Annotated in this window: 15 protein-coding genes; 5 read left to right on the top strand and 10 right to left on the bottom strand. The window is 55.4% G+C overall.

The features are described 5' to 3' along the window. Positions 1-111 precede the first annotated feature (111 nt). Positions 112-1,395, top strand: a complete 1,284-nt coding sequence (locus tag ACM5QY_RS20910) for a citrate synthase (protein ID WP_416122515.1) — start codon at positions 112-114, stop codon at positions 1,393-1,395. A 60-nt stretch (positions 1,396-1,455) separates the two neighbouring features. Here the strand turns inward: ACM5QY_RS20910 and nei are convergent, their stop codons facing one another. The 5 genes from nei to pxpB are packed head-to-tail and all read right to left on the bottom strand — an operon-like array spanning position 1,456 to position 5,241. Next, on the bottom strand, positions 1,456-2,250 hold the full coding sequence (nei, locus tag ACM5QY_RS20915) for an endonuclease VIII (RefSeq protein WP_416122516.1): 795 nt from the start codon (positions 2,248-2,250) through the stop codon (positions 1,456-1,458). Beyond that, positions 2,250-2,900 carry a pyroglutamyl-peptidase I gene (pcp, locus tag ACM5QY_RS20920; protein WP_416122517.1) on the bottom strand — a complete coding sequence of 217 codons (651 nt, stop codon included), beginning with the start codon at positions 2,898-2,900 and terminating at the stop codon, positions 2,250-2,252. Before pcp ends, nei begins: the two co-directional genes overlap by 1 nt. A gap of 25 nt (positions 2,901-2,925) precedes the next feature. Then, positions 2,926-3,663, bottom strand: a complete 738-nt coding sequence (gene pxpA, locus ACM5QY_RS20925; protein ID WP_416122518.1) for a 5-oxoprolinase subunit PxpA — start codon at positions 3,661-3,663, stop codon at positions 2,926-2,928. Then, positions 3,653-4,582 carry a 5-oxoprolinase subunit PxpC gene (gene pxpC, locus ACM5QY_RS20930; protein ID WP_416122519.1) on the bottom strand — a complete coding sequence of 310 codons (930 nt, stop codon included), beginning with the start codon at positions 4,580-4,582 and terminating at the stop codon, positions 3,653-3,655. The genes pxpA and pxpC overlap by 11 nt, the downstream gene beginning before the upstream one ends. Beyond that, a complete protein-coding gene (gene pxpB, locus ACM5QY_RS20935; RefSeq protein WP_416122520.1) occupies positions 4,576-5,241 on the bottom strand; it encodes a 5-oxoprolinase subunit PxpB in 666 nt (221 codons plus the stop codon). Before pxpB ends, pxpC begins: the two co-directional genes overlap by 7 nt. Positions 5,242-5,467: 226 nt before the next feature. Between pxpB and ACM5QY_RS20940 the strand changes: the two genes are divergently transcribed. Further along, a complete protein-coding gene (locus ACM5QY_RS20940; RefSeq protein WP_416122521.1) occupies positions 5,468-6,922 on the top strand; it encodes an MFS transporter in 1,455 nt (484 codons plus the stop codon). On the opposite strand, the gene ACM5QY_RS20945 is transcribed toward ACM5QY_RS20940, so the two are convergent. Next, positions 6,919-7,662, bottom strand: a complete 744-nt coding sequence (locus ACM5QY_RS20945) for a type 2 GTP cyclohydrolase I (RefSeq protein ID WP_416122522.1) — start codon at positions 7,660-7,662, stop codon at positions 6,919-6,921. The two genes, ACM5QY_RS20940 and ACM5QY_RS20945, sit on opposite strands and share 4 nt — an antisense overlap. Before the next feature lie 196 nt (positions 7,663-7,858). Here ACM5QY_RS20945 and ACM5QY_RS20950 point away from each other — a divergent pair, with 196 nt between their 5' ends. Then, positions 7,859-8,023 (top strand): FGGY-family carbohydrate kinase, encoded by a 165-nt coding sequence (locus ACM5QY_RS20950; protein ID WP_416122523.1) that lies wholly within the window; start codon positions 7,859-7,861, stop codon positions 8,021-8,023. 50 nt (positions 8,024-8,073) lie between these two features. On the opposite strand, the gene ACM5QY_RS20955 is transcribed toward ACM5QY_RS20950, so the two are convergent. From ACM5QY_RS20955 to ACM5QY_RS20970, 4 genes are all read right to left on the bottom strand, one after another. After that, on the bottom strand, positions 8,074-9,057 hold the full coding sequence (locus tag ACM5QY_RS20955; protein WP_416122524.1) for an MBL fold metallo-hydrolase: 984 nt from the start codon (positions 9,055-9,057) through the stop codon (positions 8,074-8,076). A gap of 31 nt (positions 9,058-9,088) precedes the next feature. After that, the gene (gene phrB / locus ACM5QY_RS20960) at positions 9,089-10,519 is read right to left on the bottom strand and encodes a deoxyribodipyrimidine photo-lyase (protein WP_416122525.1); all 1,431 of its coding nucleotides are present in this window, start codon (positions 10,517-10,519) and stop codon (positions 9,089-9,091) included. A gap of 10 nt (positions 10,520-10,529) precedes the next feature. Then, positions 10,530-11,483 (bottom strand): YbgA family protein, encoded by a 954-nt coding sequence (locus ACM5QY_RS20965; RefSeq protein WP_416122526.1) that lies wholly within the window; start codon positions 11,481-11,483, stop codon positions 10,530-10,532. A 281-nt stretch (positions 11,484-11,764) separates the two neighbouring features. After that, positions 11,765-11,971 carry a YbfA family protein gene (locus ACM5QY_RS20970; protein WP_104924772.1) on the bottom strand — a complete coding sequence of 69 codons (207 nt, stop codon included), beginning with the start codon at positions 11,969-11,971 and terminating at the stop codon, positions 11,765-11,767. Between the two features lie 314 nt (positions 11,972-12,285). Between ACM5QY_RS20970 and ACM5QY_RS20975 the strand changes: the two genes are divergently transcribed. Beyond that, positions 12,286-12,375, top strand: a complete 90-nt coding sequence (locus ACM5QY_RS20975) for a K(+)-transporting ATPase subunit F (RefSeq protein WP_101075733.1) — start codon at positions 12,286-12,288, stop codon at positions 12,373-12,375. Then, on the top strand, positions 12,376-14,064 hold the full coding sequence (kdpA, locus tag ACM5QY_RS20980) for a potassium-transporting ATPase subunit KdpA (RefSeq protein WP_104922909.1): 1,689 nt from the start codon (positions 12,376-12,378) through the stop codon (positions 14,062-14,064). The last annotated feature ends 16 nt before the right edge of the window (positions 14,065-14,080 follow it).

The raw sequence follows: 14,080 nt of genomic DNA on the forward strand, positions 1-14,080 counted from the left end.
CCATCCGATCGCAGAGTTAAGGCTGATAATAATAATGACCTTACAAGGCGTCGCTTCCAGGCATTTCTGTTGTTACTGATTTTTAAAAATAAGGCGCTAAGGAGACTGTAAATGGCTGATAAGAAAGCGACACTTACCCTACAAGGTCACGACCCGATTGAACTAAACGTGCTTACCGGCACGCTGGGTCAGGATGAAATTGATATCCGTACCCTCGGCTCAAAAGGTCTTTTTACCTATGACCCCGGTTTTACGTCTACCGCATCCTGCGAATCCAAAATCACCTTTATTGATGGTGACGAAGGCATTCTGTTGCACCGCGGCTTCCCGATTGATCAGTTGGCAAAAGAGTCAACTTTCCTGGAAGTCAGCTATCTGCTGCTGAACGGCGAAGCGCCGACACCTGCGCAGTTCGAAGAATTCAAAACCAATGTGACCCGCCATACTATGGTTCACGAGCAGATCACCCGTCTGTTCCACGGTTTCCGTCGTGACTCTCACCCGATGGCCGTACTGTGTGGCGTGACCGGCGCACTGGCCGCGTTTTATCACGACTCCATTGACGTCGAAAACGAACGTCACCGCGAAATCGCCGCTTACCGTTTGCTGTCCAAAATGCCGACCGTTGCCGCGATGTGTTACAAATATTCTATCGGCCAGCCGTTTGTGTACCCGCGCAACAATCTGTCTTACGCCGGTAACTTCCTGCACATGATGTTCTCCACGCCGTGTGAAGAATATAAAGTGAACCCGATTCTGGAACGTGCAATGGACCGTATTCTGATCCTGCACGCCGACCACGAACAGAACGCCTCGACCTCTACCGTGCGTACCGCCGGTTCTTCTGGCGCTAACCCGTTCGCCTGTATCGCAGCCGGTATTGCTTCCCTGTGGGGGCCAGCGCACGGCGGTGCAAACGAAGCCGCACTGAAAATGCTGGAAGAAATCAGCAGCGTGGATCACATCCCTGAATTCGTTAAACGTGCAAAAGACAAAAATGATTCTTTCCGCCTGATGGGCTTCGGTCACCGTGTTTACAAAAACTACGACCCGCGCGCCACTGTGATGCGTGAAACCTGTCATGAAGTGCTCAAAGAGCTGGATCTGAAAGACAACCTGCTGGAAGTGGCGATGGAGCTGGAACACATCGCGCTGAACGACCCGTACTTCATCGAGAAAAAACTGTATCCGAACGTCGATTTCTATTCAGGCATCATCCTGAAAGCCATGGGCATTCCGTCGTCGATGTTTACCGTGATCTTCGCGATGGCGCGTACCGTTGGCTGGATTGCTCACTGGAGCGAAATGCACCAGGACGGCATCAAAATCGCCCGTCCTCGTCAGCTTTACACCGGCTACGACAAACGCGATTTCCATTCTCAGCTGAAAAAATAAGTGCTGCTTGCGCTGACCAGAAAGGCTCCTCCGGGAGCCTTTTTCATTTCAACGTTTTCATCACACCTGACAAACCGGGCACCAGAAAAATGGCCGTGATGACACGCTGCCCTTTTCAATCGGATCGCCGCAACGCTCGCAGGGTTTCCCCGTCCGCCCGAAAACGTGAAAACGAAACAGCGCGCCGTGATGCACATTTTCATCCATTGTGCCGCGCGTGGCGTAGGACAAACGCGCGACCGACAAACAGGCATCGGCCAGCGCATCCAGCTCTGCGTCATTCAGTTCATTCGCTTTATGCTCGGGCAATAATTTTGCCAGCCACAGAATCTCTGCCCGCAGATAATTCCCCAATCCGGCCAGAAATGCCTGATCGAGCAACATGCCGCCGAGCTGACGGTTACGGAATTTCGGCGAAAGTAACCGCTCACGTACCTGCGCGACGGTCAGGGTTTCATCCAGCACATCCGGCCCGATACGTTGCAGGAACGGGTGATTTTCTATTTCCGCCGAATCGTAAATGCCGATCTCGGACGCGCTGTACAGCAGGATCGCCGCGTCGGTGGTTTCGAGTTTTACCCGCAGCGAACGCCTGGTTTCCTTCGGCGTCTCACCGGCCTGAATGACCCGCCAGACGCCATAAAGCTGGTTGTGGCTGTAGAGCGTCAGGCCGTTAGAAAAGTGCGTCAGCAACGCTTTTCCGCGCGTTTCAATGGATGTGATTTTGGTGCCACGCAATGCCGACTGGTATGGCTTTAAATTGGGAAAAGCAAACCAGACATCTGTGAGCGGTTTGTTAACGACCGCCGCTGCCAGCAGATCGGCAGCGCGGCGAATTTCAGGACCTTCAGGCATCAGTGAGTCGCACCCTCGGCAATCCGCAAATCCTGCTCGGTATGCAGCGCGATAGCGATCGTCAGCTCGAGCGCATTCAGCACCGTGTGAACCGACATGCTCGGTGCGCCGGGGTGATGCGACGCCTGCTCCGGCAGATAAGGAATATGAATAAATCCGCCCTTCACCACTTTGCACGACGGCTGGGCAAGGCGATGCAGCAGGCCGTACATGATGTGATTACACACATACGTACCCGCCGTTTGCGAGACAGAGGCCGGAATGCCGGATTCACGTAACCCGTTCACAATGGTTTTGATCGGCAGCGAGGAGAAATACGCGGCAGGGCCGTCGGCGACAATCGTCTCATCCACCGGCTGATTGTTTTCGTTATCAGGAATACGCGCATCGTTAATGTTTATCGCCACGCGTTCGATGCTGAAATCACTGCGACCGCCTGCCTGCCCGACACAAATCACCATTTCCGGCTGGACTTCATCAATAGCCGCATTCAGCGCATCAATGGCTTTGCCGAACACGCACGGCAACTGGCGCACCACAATCTTCGCCCCGGACAATTCCATATCACCTAACAGCTTCACCACTTCCCATGAGGGATTGATTTTTTCGCCTTCGAACGGCTCAATACCGGTGACTAAGACTTTACGCATAGCTATTCCCCTGATTTTGCTGAAGTCAGCCTGCGCTGACCTGAATATCCTGCTCACCAAACGCTTCGCGCAGACGGCGCGCGAAGGTCAGTGCGTGCTCACCATCACCGTGAAGGCAAACGGAGTCGGCCTGTACCGGAACCCAGACGCCTTCGCGGCTGAGCACTTTCTGTTCGCGCACCATCGCCAGCGTCTGCTCCAGCGCCAGTTCATCGCTTTCAATCATCGCATCCGGCTGGCTGCGCGGCACCAGCGTACCGTTACTCTGATAACGCCGGTCGGCAAACACTTCCTGCCGCGTTTGCAACCCGAGGCGTTCACCGGCGCGGATCAGTTCACTTCCTGCCAGTCCGACTAAGTGAAGCGCCGGATCAACGTCATACACCGCGCGGGCGATGGCATCCGCCAGTAACGCATCGGTTGCCGCCTGGTTGTACAACATGCCGTGCGGTTTCACATGCACCATTTTGCCGCCTTCGGCACGGGTGATCGCGCCTAAAGCGCCGAGCTGATACACCACCTGCGCATACACGGTTTCCGGCGGAAGTTGCATGGCCGTCCGGCCAAAGTTTTCACGATCCGGAAAGCTCGGGTGCGCGCCAATCGCCACGCCGTATTTCAGCGCCCAGCGCACAGACTGCTGCATGGTCTGTGCGTCTCCGGCATGAAAGCCGCAGGCAATATTTGCCGAACTGACGAGCTGCAAAAGCGCCTCGTCGTTGGCGCAGCCTTCGCCCAGATCCGCGTTCAGATCAACGATCATACAGCCCCCATTTCACCTGTTCGATAAAACGTGATTGCTCGTGCAGCGCTTTATGGGCTTCTTCTGGCGTGCATTTCACAAAGTGAATGGGCTCGCCGAGGCGGATTTGCGCCAGATTGTATAAATCAGCTTCGATTACGCAGGCAATGCGCGGATAACCGCCGGTGGTCTGCGCATCGGCCATCAGCACAATCGGCTGGCCGCCGTGCGGAACCTGCACCACGCCGGGAAGCAGCCCGTGGGAAGGCAACTCGCGGTCGGTCTCGCGTTTCAGCACATGGCCGTGCAGACGATAGCCCATGCGATTACTTTGCGGGCTGAGCTGCCAGGCGGCGCGCCAGAATTCTTCGCGAGATTGCGCGCTGAATTCCTGATATTCCGGTCCCGGCAAGGCGCGGATACGGTTGCCGAACAACAGCTGTTTAATCCCGCCGGACTTCTCTGGCGGATTGTACGATTCGCCGGTCGGCAGTTCATCGCCGTCCTGCAACGGACGGCCATTAAATCCGCCAAATTTTGCTTTCAGATCGGTGCTGCGCGAGCCCATTACTTCCGGCACATCGATCCCGCCGGACACCGCCAGATAACTGCGCATTCCGCGCGTCGGCATTTTAAGCGTAAGCACTTGCCCCGGCCTGACGGCATAGCGCCAGCCGGTCCAGATTTCTTTGCCATCAAGCTGAGCATGGCAACCTGCGCCGGTCAGCGCCATCCAGCCTTCGCGGTGGAATTTCGCGCTGAACTGCCCGAGCGTGATTTCCAGCCCGGCGGCATTTTCATCGTTACCGACCAGCAGATTGGCAATCCGCAGCGCGGGGGTATCGAGCGCACCCGACTGGCTGACGCCCTGATGGCGATAACCGTTGCGGCCCAGATCCTGAACCGTGGTAAACATGCCTGCGCGTAAAACCTTCAGCATACGCCCTCCTTTTGTGGCACAAAGCGGACGCTGTCACCCGGCAGCAGCAGCGTCGGCTGTTCCCGCAGCGGGTCAAACATGGCGAGCGTTGTCTGGCCGATGAGCTGCCAGCCACCCGGCGTGGACAACGGATAAATACCGGTCTGACTGCCACCAATACCGACGGAACCGGCAGGCACCGAAAGACGCGGCTCCCCGTGGCGGGGCGTCGCCAGCTTATCCGGCAATCCGCCCAGATACGGGAAGCCGGGCTGGAAACCGAGAAAATACACCGTGTAATCAATGCCGGAGTGTAATGCCACCACGTCACGCACGGTCATACCGGCATGGCGCGCCACATTCCCGAGATCCGGCCCGTGCTCGCCGCCATAAATCACCGGAATTTCAATTAACCGCGATTGAGGCACGATGGCCTCACTCTCTTCCCACCAGGTTTGCAGGCGCTCAATCGCGTCCAGCGCAGAACTCTGAGCCGCAGTCAGGAGAACGGTCAAATTATTCATACCGGGAATAACTTCACGGACGCCGGGATAGGCCGCACGATCCTGTAAACGCTGGGCCAGCCCCCAGATCCGTTGCTGACTCGCCAGCGAGACCGGCGGCTCCAGCTCCAGCACTACCGCGCGTTCACCCAGCAGATAACATCGTGCTCGTTGCACTCAGACACTCCTTAAAGAAAGGTTGTGGATCATCAGGTTATTCAGCAACTCAATGAATCGAAACTTACTCTCTGTTATGCGTGAAACCAACCGGACATGTCAACCTGTCCGCCCGTGCTTTCCGGCCGCCAGGGTTTCCCCCGCCGCTTTCAACTGCTACTCTCAGAAGCGTTGCTGTTTTTTTTAGCGTTTGGATAACGCTTTCGTCACAAAAAAGGGAGACGTCGTGAAAAAGCCACTGGCCTTATTTTTTCCGCTCTACACCACCACTTTACTGATGCTGTTGGGTTCCGGCCTGCTCACCACCTACATTTCACTGCGGCTGTCGGCGATTAACGTCAGCGGCACGATGATCGGTGCCATCATTGCGGCTAACTACATCGGGCTGGTGATTGGCGGCAAAGTCGGCCATATCCTGATCGCCCGCGTCGGGCATATCCGCGCCTACGTGTCCTGTTCCGGGATTATCACCGCCGCCGTACTCGGTCACGGCCTGACCGACATTATCCCGGTCTGGGTGGTGCTGCGCCTGATCATCGGTCTGTGCATGATGGTGCAATATATGGTGCTGGAAAGCTGGCTCAACGATCAGGCCGAAGCGAACCAGCGCGGCGTGGTTTTCGGCTTTTATATGGTGGCGTCGTATCTCGGGATGTCGCTCGGCCAGGTCGTCCTGATGCTCAACAGCGATTTAGGCGTCAGCACGCTCATCGTCATCGCACTGTGTTTTGCGCTGTGTCTGGTGCCGATTGCGCTGACTACCCGCACCAACGTCAGCCATATGTCTCCGGCACCGATGGAGCTGAAATTCTTCATCCGCGCCATTCCCAAAGTGCTGGCGATCACGCTGGTCATCGGCATGGTGGTCGGGTCGTTCTACGGTATGGCACCGATTTACACCAGTCAGCAATCGCTCACTACGCAGCAAACCGGTTTGTTTATGGCGCTGGCGATTTTCGCCGGGCTGCTGGCGCAGTTCCCCCTAAGCTGGCTGTCGGACCGCTATAACCGCAATATGCTGATGCGCATTAACGCCATCCTGCTGGCGCTGACGGCGCTGCCGCTGGCGTTATTCAGCCATCTCTCTTTCCCGCTGCTGCTCGGCATCGGTTTTGTCGTCAGCCTGATGCAGTTCACGCTGTATCCGCTGGTGGTCGCGCTGGCGAATGACATGATTGAACCGGAACGCCGCGTTTCGCTTTCTGCCTGTTTGCTGATGGCGTTTGGCGTCGGGGCCTGTATCGGGCCGCTGGCGGTGGGCGCACTGATTCAGCCGCTGGGCGGCAATATTCTGTATGCGTTCTTTGCGCTGTGCGGCGCAGGCATTGTGGCGTTAAGCCGAACGTCGAAAAAAGAAGAAGAAACGCAAATGGCAGTCGATGCGCCCGTTCCGCACATCGCGATGCCGGACAGCCTGAGCAGTTCACCGCTGTCACCGGCGCTGAATCCGGCGTTTGACGAACAGATGATTCAGGACACCATGCCCGCCCCCGAAAACGTGGTGGAACCGGCTACCGAAGAGACAGACGAAGATTTCGTGGAAGACGAAGAGGAAAGCAAATATCCACCGCAGGGCGCAGACCCTGAAGTGGATACCGGATTACAGCGGGCGTTTACGTTGCTGGAAGACAGCGTTTCAGAAAATAGTATTACCGAAGAAACAGCCGAAAAGAAAAATTAAGCCGGGTTGTCGATGTCGATGAACATGACATCCAACCCGTGTTCGGCCGCCAGCCATTCACCCAGCGCTTTCACGCCATAACGTTCTGTGGCGTGATGGCCTGCGGCGAAGAAATGCAGCCCCATTTCGCGGGCGATGTGAATGGTTTGCTCAGAAACTTCACCGCTGATAAATGCATCCACGCCAAATTCTGCCGCTTTCTGAATGTAGCCCTGACCGCCGCCTGAACACCACGCCACACGACGGATTTCCGCCGGTGCATTTTGCGCACTGTGCAGCACATTACGGTCCAGCACTTTCTCAATACGCTGGCGGAATGCATCACCGCTCAGTGGCGTTTCAAGCTCGCCATACGGCAGCAACAAAGCAATTTCACCCTGCACGGTAATGCCAAACAGTTTCGCCAGCTGCGCGTTATTGCCCAGCTCTGCATGGCCGTCGAGCGGCAAATGATAGGCGTACATATTGGTGTCAGTCGCCAGCAACGTTTTAAGACGGTTGCGTTTCATGCCGCGAATTTCGGCCGGTTCGTCTTTCCAGAAATAACCGTGGTGAACCAGAATCGCATCGGCTTCAACAGCGATGGCGGCATCCAGCAGATCCTGTGAAGCCGTCACACCGGTCACGATGCGCTGCACATTGCTGCGGCCTTCGACCTGCAAACCGTTCGGCGCATAATCTTTGTAGTTGCTGATATCCAGTTTCTGGTTAATCAGCTTTTCAAGCTGGAAATTGTTCATGGAGTTTCACTTATCTGTCATGGCGAATGCAGCAGATAATATACGACAACGTCAGTCCTGCTCAAAATCAATGACGGGAACTGCCGGATTGTTATTCTGGTTTCCTCACTTTTCAACGGACTGAAACGAACGCATACCCGTGCACACATGTACCGCTCCATGCTCGAAGGCATCGCGTTTACCATGAAAAAATCATATGGATAAGATGTCGGACGAACTGGGTGTACCGTTCAAAAGGCTGATCATTTCCGGCTGTGGCGCAAAAAATGATTTATTCATGCAAATCTTCGCCGACGTTTATCAGAAAATGAATACCCATTTAGATCCGCTGTTGCAGGCGCTGAGCCCGCTGGTGGATTAACACGAAATATCTCAGAGGGAAACGGCCGTTTCCCTCTTTCTTCAACGTATTCAGTCCAGCGTCAGCCTGTCACCCTGTTGCATCCGGATAAACTTCACGCCCAGATTATTGCCTTTCTCAAGTTGCCCCATGATCTCTTTTTCGGGATCGGCTCCGGCTTTCAGGCTCGGTTTGACATGACTGATAACCACCGTCAGCCCGTTCAGTGAGCCTTCACCACCGGCGTATTGTTGCAACTGCGCGAGTTCTTTCAGCAACCAGTCGGGCGTCAGGTGCCCGAAAAGTTTACTGTCCGGCACACCGTCGGGATACGACGTTTCGATGATGATCCCTTTCAGGCGTTTGGCTTTAATCTCTTCACCGAGCACGCGCCAGGTGGCGTCGAGGTTTTTCGATTTCTCCACTTCGTCCGGGCCGGTGTCACCAAAGAAGGCAAAAGACGCTTTGTTTCGGCTGACCAGAATCATGCTCGAGGGCGTGCCGCCGTGGCTGAGCGGGAAGATGCGCCCGTCGAGGCCTGTCAGCCCCAGCGAAAAGCGTTGATCCGGACGTTGCTGATTCAGGCGATACGTGCCGATACGCAGACCGCTGCCGGTATCGGTGAAATTCGGCCAGACGCGGCCATTGAAGTAATGCTGGCGCAACGTGCCGATCGTATCAGCCGTGCCGTAAATCGGTTTTTTAGTGTCTTCGGGCGAGCTGATAATCAGCCCGGCCAGATGGTCGAGGTGGCCGTGGCTGATAAAATAACCGCCAATCAGATCACGGAAAACAGCGCCTTGCGGCGTGAGCGGCGCGGCATTTTCTGTCGTGACGTCCGGGAAATTGCCTTTCTCCAGCGCCTTACGGATACCCGGCAAAACTGACCCGGCATCCAGCCCGAGATACAGTTTTTGGTCGTCGCTGCGCACCAGATAGGACGTCAGATTGCCTTCTTCGACGCCGCCGTTCACCCCGAGAGCGATGACATCAAAGCCCGCCGCCGCCGGGTTTATCCAGCAGCCAATCATCAGCGCCAGCAGATACTTTTTCATCACATCGCTCCTTGTCGTGGTGAGTGCAAGGTCATTCAGACCGGTTTTTTGCCGCCTCGAAGGCCGCGAGCGTATCTTTACGCGCACGGGCGTGGTCAATGACAGGCACCGGGTAGTCTAGCACGCGACGCTGTTTTTCAGCCCAGCTATGCGGTTGATGAATGTCTCGTTCCGGCACATCCGCCAGTTCCGGCACCCAGGTTTTGATGAAGCGTCCGGCTTTATCAAATCGTTCGCCCTGCGTGGTCGGGTTGAAGATGCGGAAATACGGCGCGGCGTCGGTGCCGGTGGAGGCGCCCCACTGCCAGCCGCCGTTGTTGGCGGCCAGATCGCCGTCGAGCAACTGCGACATAAAGTAGCGTTCACCTTCGCGCCAGTTGATCAGTAAATCTTTCACCAGAAAACTGGCGACGATCATCCGCAGGCGGTTGTGCATCCAGCCGGTGGAATTAAGCTGACGCATCGCGGCATCCACAATCGGATAACCGGTTTTGCCGTCTTTCCAGGCCTGTAATTCGTCGGGTGCGTGCCGCCAGCGCACATTGTCAGTCCATTCAATGAAAGGCTGATGCTTGCAGAGTTTCGGCCAGGCGACGATCAGATGGCGGTAAAACTCGCGCCAGACCAGTTCGTTCAGCCAGCCAAACGCGCCCCCGTCGGTTTTTTCCAGCACGTCCGGGCATTCTGTACGCAGACGGTTAAAGCACTGACGCGGCGAAAGCACGCCAATCGCCAGATACGGCGACAGCGAACTGGTGCCATCGACAGCCGGTAAATCACGTTGTTCGAGATAATCCTTTACCTGCTCGCGGCAAAAACTGCGCAACTGATTGCGGGCAGCTTCCTCGCCGATGGCAAAATCATCCCCGATATCCGCCAGCGGATAATCAAACGGCATCAGTTTGTGCATCACCGTTTTTCCGGCGTTTTCACGTGCCGGCGGCGCGGGCAGCGAGCGGCTGTCCGACTCCGTCAGCCGTGTCAAAAATGCACGACGGAATGGCGTGTAAACCTTGTACATCTCGTTGTTGCCGGTGGTGACAGAACCCGGTGGCAATAACAGGCTGTCGTCAAATGCATGGCAAAGCACGTCCGCGCTGACCGCTTTTTCCAACGCCGCATCGCGCTGACGTTCGTTGATTTCATACTGTTTGTTGTAAAACAGCGCATCGACCTTTGCGCTCGCACAGAAATCTTTTAGCCAGTTCACGCTGGCCGCGAAATCATCGCACTGATGGTAATACAGTTCGATGCCACGCTCCGTCAGGGAATGTTGCAATACCTGAAGGTGCCGGTAGATAAACGTCGCCTGACGCGGTGCCATCTCGTGTTGTTTCCACTGCTCCGGCGTGGCAATAAAGACGGCAATCACACGCGCTTTGGGGTCTTCACAGGCAGCGTGCAAGGCACGGTTGTCGGTCATACGCAGGTCGTTGCGAAACCAGACTAGATGAGTGGTCATATTTCTCCCTTTAATGGCCGTAGCGCAAGCGCAGGGCTTCCGGATAAGGCTCGAAGTAACGTTGCTCTGCGAGATAAGCGTCCGGATATTCCGACATGTAATGCTTCAGTAAGGTGATCGGTGCCAGCAGCGGCTGCATTCCCTGGCGGTAGCGGTCGATCAGTCCGGCCAGTTCCTGGCGCTGCGTAGAATTAAGCTGTTTACGGAAATAGCCCTGAACGTGCATCAGCACATTCGTGTGATTGCGGCGGGTGGCTTTGTGATTGAGCAGGTTCATCAGCCGCTGACGGTATTCGGTGAAGTAATCTTCCAGCGACGCCCAATCGGCCATTGCGGCGACAAAGCGCCCAAGTTCGCGGTATTCAGGTTGAGAATGCGCCAGTAAAGTCAGTTTGTAGCGGCTGTGGAACGCCATCAGTTTGCCGCGCGTCAGGCCGCTTTCGCGCAACTGGTTCAGCTCGTACAACGTGAATACGCGCTCAACAAAATTCTCACGCAGAATAGGATCGTTAAGGCGCCCGTCCTCTTCCACTGGCAGCCACGGATGCTGTTTCATCAGTTCAGCGGTATAAATGCCGACACCGCTTTTCTTCGCGTCTTTACCGTTAGCGCTGTAAACCCGCACGCGCTCCATGCCACAGCTTGGGGATTTTGCGCAGACAATGTAGCCACAAAGTTGTGTCAGCGGCGCGACGCGTTTTTCGGCGTAGCTCTGCATTTTCTCGGTGATATCAATGGTTTCGTCATTACTGAAACGCATCGCGACACCCTCGTCCATTCTGACCAGCCGCAGCGCCGGACGCGGCGTCGGCAGGCCGATCGCCATTTCCGGGCAAATCGGTTCGAAACGAACGTAAGGTGCCAGTTGTTCCACCGCGAATGCAAAACGCTTATGGCCGCCATCGAAGCGAACTTTGTCACCCAGCAGGCATGCGCTGATGCCAATAGGAATCGTTTTCGTCATTGTCAGCTCCTCACGCAGATTGAAAAATCGGGGGTGTCAGCGATTCATCACTCCCGTGTATGACTCAGTATAAGTTATACATAAAAATAATGTTGTACAGGTTTTCTAAAAAAGACAATAAAAAACCCCGTTTGGGAAACGGGGTTTTTGGCTCCTCCCCTGCGAAGGGGGAGGTTGGGAGGGGGTTTAGCAGACCGAGCAACGGCTTAAGTAAACTTCAAAACTTGATTTTGACCTTAATACCCCACCCCAACCCTCCCTTCGCAGGGGAGGGAGCTAAATTAATAAAAATCTTGTGTCGCCATTTCAGCGTGGCTGAGCCAGACCGGTTTGTCGCTGGTTTTCATCCACACACGGTGTAAATAGCTGTAAAAACGGGCACGGTCTGAACGGAAAAGCATGACCGGCAGAGCCAGGACTCCGGCGGCCAGCACAAAAGCGCGTCGAGCCAGAATGCGGGTCATGGTGTACGGCGTATAGTCAGTCATAGTGGACTTATCAGACATAGCGTTGCTCCTGTGCAATTTTTCGGAAACTGGAAGTTGTGAAAAATTTTACTGCAACCGGTGAAATTTTACTACTCATCTGACCACTTAGAAGTGTAAATTTTCGCCAATTCCTGGCTATCGCTGTAATTAGGTTACAGAACAGTTAAATAAATACGCAATTTAAGTTTCTTAATGGTTTTTTATTTGCGCATTTTTATACTTTTTTTACACCGCAATGCTGTTTCTTTTCAGGATCTTTTCCCGCCTTTTCATATTCTGCTCCCAACATAAAAACACACCTGTGGAGGTGGATTGTGACTGTTGGCGTAATCTGCGGCGCATTGCTGGTTCTCCTGCTGCTCGGCTATCTGGTTTATGCCCTGCTGAATGCGGAGGATTTTTAAATGGCCGCAACCGGATTCTTAATGATTGCCAGTTTTATGCTGGTGCTTTTGCTGCTGGCAAAACCACTGGGTAATTTTATTGCTCAACTGATTGAAGGACAGCCCGGCGCATTTTTACAGCGCATCGAATACGGCGTATTACGCACTTCCGGCAGCCGCGAGGCTGAGATGAACTGGTGGCAGTACGCGCTGGCGATCATGGTATTTAACATTCTGGGAATTATTGTCCTGACCGCCATGCTGATGGCGCAGGGCGTGTTACCGATGAACCCGCAGCATTTTGGCGGGATGTCCTGGGATCTGGCGTTTAACACATCGGTCAGCTTCGTGACCAACACCAACTGGCAGGCGTACAGCGGCGAAAATACGCTGAGCTATCTCAGCCAGATGGTCGGTTTAACGGTGCAAAACTTCCTTTCTGCCGCCACGGGTATCGCCGTTGCCTTTGCGCTGATCCGCGCTTTTGCACGCCCTTCCGCGCAAACCATCGGTAACGCCTGGACGGATTTGTGGCGCATCACAATCTATCTGCTGCTGCCGGTGTCTTTCCTGCTGGCGCTGTTCTTCGTCAGTCAGGGCGTGATTCAAAACTTCGAAGCGTATCAGCACATCACCACGCTGGAAGGCTTGCAGCAGACGCTGCCAATGGGGCCGGTCGCGTCTCAGGAAGCCATCAAAATGCTGGGGACCAACGGCGGCGGTTTCTTCGGTGCGAACTCCGCGCATCCGTTTGAGAACCCGACGGCGCTGACCAACATGGTGCAGATGCTGGCGATTTTCATTATCCCGTGCGCGCTGTGCTTTGCTTTTGGTCGAGTGGTCGGTGACAACCGTCAGGGCAACGCGCTGGTCTGGGCGATGTCGGTGATTTTCGTGGTGTCAGTAGTTGTGGTGATGTACGCCGAACTGCAAGGCAACCCGCACTTCACCGCACTGGGTGCGACCAGCAACATCAATATGGAAGGTAAGGAAAGCCGCTTCGGCATTCTGGCGTCGGCGATGTACTCGGTGGTCACGACGGCGGCCTCCTGCGGCGCGGTCAACGCCATGCACGATTCCTTTACCGCGCTGGGCGGTCTGATCCCCATGTGGCTGATGCAAATCGGTGAAGTGGTGTTCGGTGGTGTCGGTTCCGGCCTGTACGGCATGCTGCTGTTCGTTCTGCTGACGGTGTTTATCGCCGGGCTGATGATTGGCCGGACCCCGGAATATCTCGGGAAGAAAATCGACGTTTACGACATGAAAATGACCGCGCTGGCGATCCTGGTGACACCGACGCTGGTGCTGCTCGGCACCGCGCTGGCACTGGTTACCGATGCAGGTCGCGCGGGCATTCTCAATCCGGGCGCACACGGTTTCAGCGAAGTGCTTTACGCCGTGTCCTCCGCCGCCAATAACAACGGCAGTGCGTTTGCCGGGCTGAGCGTCAATACACCGTTCTACAACCTGTTGTTCGCGGTGTGCATGTTCTTCGGACGCTTCGGCGTGATCCTTCCGGTTCTGGCTATCGCCGGTTCGCTGGTGGCGAAAAAACGTCAGAAAGCCGGTAACGGCACACTGCCGACGTCCGGCCCGCTGTTTATCGGCCTGCTGGTCGGGACCGTGCTGTTAGTCGGTGCGCTGACCTTTATTCCGGCGCTGGCGCTGGGACCGGTCGCGGAACATTTGCAGGTTTGGTCAGCACAGTAATGCTGCGTAATTCGTT

This window comes from Rahnella sp. PCH160 (genome assembly GCF_047784855.1).
In the GTDB taxonomy this organism is placed as follows: domain Bacteria; phylum Pseudomonadota; class Gammaproteobacteria; order Enterobacterales; family Enterobacteriaceae; genus Rahnella.

Coding starts and splice junctions, on each gene's coding strand:
- ACM5QY_RS20910 (WP_416122515.1), top strand. CDS start 112: ATGGCTGATAAGAAAGCGACACTTACCCTACAAGGTCACGACCCGATT.
- nei (WP_416122516.1), bottom strand. CDS start 2,250: ATGCCTGAAGGTCCTGAAATTCGCCGCGCTGCCGATCTGCTGGCAGCG.
- pcp (WP_416122517.1), bottom strand. CDS start 2,900: ATGCGTAAAGTCTTAGTCACCGGTATTGAGCCGTTCGAAGGCGAAAAA.
- pxpA (WP_416122518.1), bottom strand. CDS start 3,663: ATGATCGTTGATCTGAACGCGGATCTGGGCGAAGGCTGCGCCAACGAC.
- pxpC (WP_416122519.1), bottom strand. CDS start 4,582: ATGCTGAAGGTTTTACGCGCAGGCATGTTTACCACGGTTCAGGATCTG.
- ACM5QY_RS20945 (WP_416122522.1), bottom strand. CDS start 7,662: ATGAACAATTTCCAGCTTGAAAAGCTGATTAACCAGAAACTGGATATC.
- ACM5QY_RS20950 (WP_416122523.1), top strand. CDS start 7,859: ATGGATAAGATGTCGGACGAACTGGGTGTACCGTTCAAAAGGCTGATC.
- ACM5QY_RS20955 (WP_416122524.1), bottom strand. CDS start 9,057: ATGAAAAAGTATCTGCTGGCGCTGATGATTGGCTGCTGGATAAACCCG.
- phrB (WP_416122525.1), bottom strand. CDS start 10,519: ATGACCACTCATCTAGTCTGGTTTCGCAACGACCTGCGTATGACCGAC.
- ACM5QY_RS20965 (WP_416122526.1), bottom strand. CDS start 11,483: ATGACGAAAACGATTCCTATTGGCATCAGCGCATGCCTGCTGGGTGAC.
- ACM5QY_RS20970 (WP_104924772.1), bottom strand. CDS start 11,971: ATGACTGACTATACGCCGTACACCATGACCCGCATTCTGGCTCGACGC.
- kdpA (WP_104922909.1), top strand. CDS start 12,376: ATGGCCGCAACCGGATTCTTAATGATTGCCAGTTTTATGCTGGTGCTT.